A 2,785-nucleotide genomic window follows, 5' to 3' on the forward strand; every position below is an offset into this window, starting at 1 on the left:
GTCCGCGAGTTCGCCCAGCGCCCGGTCGACGCGGCGCAGGAAGGCGGCGCCGTGCCGGTTCAGGCGGATGCGGCGGCCTCGGCGTTCGAAGAGCTCCACGCCGAGCTCGGCCTCCAGGCGGGCGATGGTGCGGCTCACCGAGGGCTGGGCCACGCGGAGTTCGGCGGCGGCCCGGCTGATGTGCTCGTGGCGTGCGACGACCTGGAAGCAGCGCAGCGCGAGCAGTTCCATTCCGGTATCCCCCCTCATAACCGTGAGGGCATCCTCACATGCCCGAACCGGTCTTGGACCGCATGAGCGGTGCGCCCCTAGCCTCCGGAACATGACCGAGAACGCAGAGAACGCCGAGAACGCAGAGAACGCCGAGAACGTCCGGAGCACCGAGGACGCCGAGGGCCGCACCAACCCGCCCCGGCCGTACGTGAACTACGTCGAATCCCTGCTGGAGGTGCTGGCCCGCGATCCCGGCCGCCCCGCCCTGGTCCCCCCTGGTCCCGGCCGGGGGCCCCGCCGTACCGGCCGGGGAACTGCGTGACGGGGTCCTGCGGACGGCGGCGGAGCTGGCGGCGCGCGGTGTCGGCCGGGGAGCCACCGTCGCCTTCCTGACGGGCAACCGGCCCGAGGCGCTCCTGGCCCGGTACGCGGCGAACCTGCTCGGCGCCCGGGTGGTGTTCCTGAGCGAGGGCATGGCGGCGGAGGCCCGGGCCCGGATCGCGGAGGGCCTCGGCCCCGCGGTGCTGCTGGCGGCGCCCGGTGCGGAGGCCGCCGCCGGGGCGCTGCTCGCCCGGGCGGCGGTGTCCGCCGTGCTGTCGCTGGGGCCGTCCCCGGAGTTCGAGGACCTGACGGCCGCCGCCGCGCTCCGGCCGCCGCTGCCCGTGGCGGGGGCGGTCCGGCCGGGGGACGACTGGTGCGTCCGCTTCACCGGCGGCACCACGGGGATCCCCAAGGGCGTCCGGATGGCGCACGGCCCGTACGCCTCGGTGCTGGCCCTCTACGCGGGCCGGATCCCGGCCGGGAGCCGGCCCAGGGCCCTGGCCTGCACCCCGCTCGCGCACATGGCGGGCATCCTCGCGGACATCACCCTGCTGGCCGGCGGCACGGTCGTGCTCATGCCCGCGTTCGACGCGGGCGAGGTGCTGGCCGCACTGGCCCGCGAGCGCGTCACCGACCTGTGGCTCCTGCCGCCGCTGCTCTACGAGCTGTTGGACCATCCGGACCGGCCGGCGGCCGACCTGTCCGCCCTGCGCCGCCTCTTCTACGGCGGCACCGCCGCCTCGGCCGGCCGGCTGCGGGAGGCGGCCCGGGCCTTCGGGCCGGTGCTGCACGGCTGGTACGGGCAGACGGAGGCGGGCAACATCGCCGAGGTGCTGCCGCACGAGCACGGGGTGACGGGTCCCGGCGGCCGGCCGACGGCGGGACGGGCGGCATCGAGATCCGCGGCGCCGACGGCCGGCCCCTGCCCGCCGGGCAGACCGGGGAGATCGTCGTCCGGACGCCGATGACGATGAGCGGGTACTGGCGGCAGCCCGGGGCGACCGCCGAGGTGCTGCGCGACGGCTGGATCCGTACGGGGGACGTCGGCTGCCTCGACGCCGCGGGGCACCTGTTCGTCGTGGACCGGCTCGGGGACGAGGTGGTCGTGGTCGGCGGACACGTCCACCCGGCGGAGGTCGAGGAACTGCTCCTGACCCATCCGGCGGTCGCCCGGTGCGCGGTGTTCGGGGTGCGCCGTGCGGACGGGACCGAGGAGGTCCACGCCGCGGTCGTCCCCGTGCCGGGGCGGGAGGCGGGGCCGGAGGCGATCCGGGAGTACGTCACCTTGCACAAGGGGGCGATGTACGCGCCCCGTGCCGTGCACACCGTGGACCGGATCCCGCTGACCGAGGTCGGCAAGCCGGACAAGCGGCTGCTGGCGGCGGCTCTGGGGGCGCCGGGCGGCCCGGAGCCGGCTCAGCCGTAGCGGGCGAAGAGGGCTTCGAGGTAGCCCTCCAGCCGGTCCGCGAGCACCGCCGGGGTCAGGTCGGTCCGGCCCAGCGCACGCCAGGGGACGCCGACCTTCTCGGCGTCCGGGGCGAAGGCCAGGGCGTCCAGGAGCCGCCAGTAGAGGTGGTCGGCCGGGTCCTCGGTCAGGGTTCCGCCCGCGGCGAGGTAGCGGTCGGCGAAGCGCATGCCCGCCGGGACCCCGTGCAGCAGGGCCAGGGAGGTCGAGCAGTGGGCGACGTCCAGGTCGGCCGGGCCCCAGGAGGTCTCCACCCAGTCGACGACCCCGCTGATCCGCAACTCCTCGCCGGCGCCTTCGAAGAGGACGTTCCCGGGGTGGAAGTCCCGGTGCAGGAAACAGGCCCGGTACCGAGGGGGCTCGCGGCGGATGACGTCCACGGCCCGCCGCCACAGCTCCGGCCGCCGGGTGCGCTCCGGCGGGGTGACCCCCTCGGCGGAGGTCCACGCCTGGTAGGCGCGGGGCCGGTCCCCCTCGGACACCTCCAGCCGGTGGACCGCGAGGAGCTGGCGGGCCATCAGCCCGGCGCGCCGGTCCTCCTCGTCACCGTCGAGGCGGACCGTTCCGGGCAGCAGGGACATCAGCAGCGAGGGATGGTCGCAGTACTGCGCGGTCGCGTCCACGGCGACCAGGGCGGCGGCGGGCACGTCCGTACCGCCGAGCAGCCGCAGGATCTCCGCTTCGCGCGTGAGCAGTCCTTCGGCGTGCCGGAGGTAGAAGGGCCGGACGAAGGAGCGCAGCACCAGTGCCCGGCGGCCCGCCGCACCGCCCGCCAGCTCCAGCCGG

At 76.2% G+C, this 2,785-nt stretch carries 5 protein-coding genes; 3 read left to right on the forward strand and 2 right to left on the reverse strand.

All coding sequences use genetic code 11. The features are described from left to right. Positions 1-231 (reverse strand): helix-turn-helix domain-containing protein (locus VR44_RS16310; RefSeq protein WP_045948227.1); only part of this gene is annotated, 231 nt, incomplete at its 3' end. A 91-nt stretch (positions 232-322) separates the two neighbouring features. Here VR44_RS16310 and VR44_RS47215 point away from each other — a divergent pair. The 3 genes from VR44_RS47215 to VR44_RS48430 are packed head-to-tail and all read left to right on the forward strand — an operon-like array spanning position 323 to position 1,960. Further along, on the forward strand, positions 323-535 hold the full coding sequence (locus tag VR44_RS47215) for a hypothetical protein (RefSeq protein ID WP_245691864.1): 213 nt from the start codon (positions 323-325) through the stop codon (positions 533-535). Positions 536-560: 25 nt separating this feature from the next. Then, positions 561-1,502 (forward strand): AMP-binding protein, encoded by a 942-nt coding sequence (locus VR44_RS47220; protein WP_281187146.1) that lies wholly within the window; start codon positions 561-563, stop codon positions 1,500-1,502. A gap of 2 nt (positions 1,503-1,504) precedes the next feature. After that, positions 1,505-1,960, forward strand: a complete 456-nt coding sequence (locus VR44_RS48430; RefSeq protein WP_342669352.1) for an AMP-binding enzyme — start codon at positions 1,505-1,507, stop codon at positions 1,958-1,960. On the opposite strand, the gene VR44_RS16320 is transcribed toward VR44_RS48430, so the two are convergent. Next, positions 1,951-2,781 carry a phosphotransferase family protein gene (locus VR44_RS16320; protein ID WP_094191693.1) on the reverse strand — a complete coding sequence of 277 codons (831 nt, stop codon included), beginning with the start codon at positions 2,779-2,781 and terminating at the stop codon, positions 1,951-1,953. The genes VR44_RS48430 and VR44_RS16320 overlap by 10 nt on opposite strands. Between the last annotated feature and the right edge of the window lie 4 nt (positions 2,782-2,785).

Source organism: Streptomyces katrae, assembly GCF_000966975.1.
GTDB classification, from domain to species: Bacteria; Actinomycetota; Actinomycetes; order Streptomycetales; family Streptomycetaceae; genus Streptomyces; species Streptomyces katrae.

Coding starts and splice junctions, on each gene's coding strand:
- VR44_RS47215 (WP_245691864.1), top strand. CDS start 323: ATGACCGAGAACGCAGAGAACGCCGAGAACGCAGAGAACGCCGAGAAC.
- VR44_RS48430 (WP_342669352.1), top strand. CDS start 1,505: ATGAGCGGGTACTGGCGGCAGCCCGGGGCGACCGCCGAGGTGCTGCGC.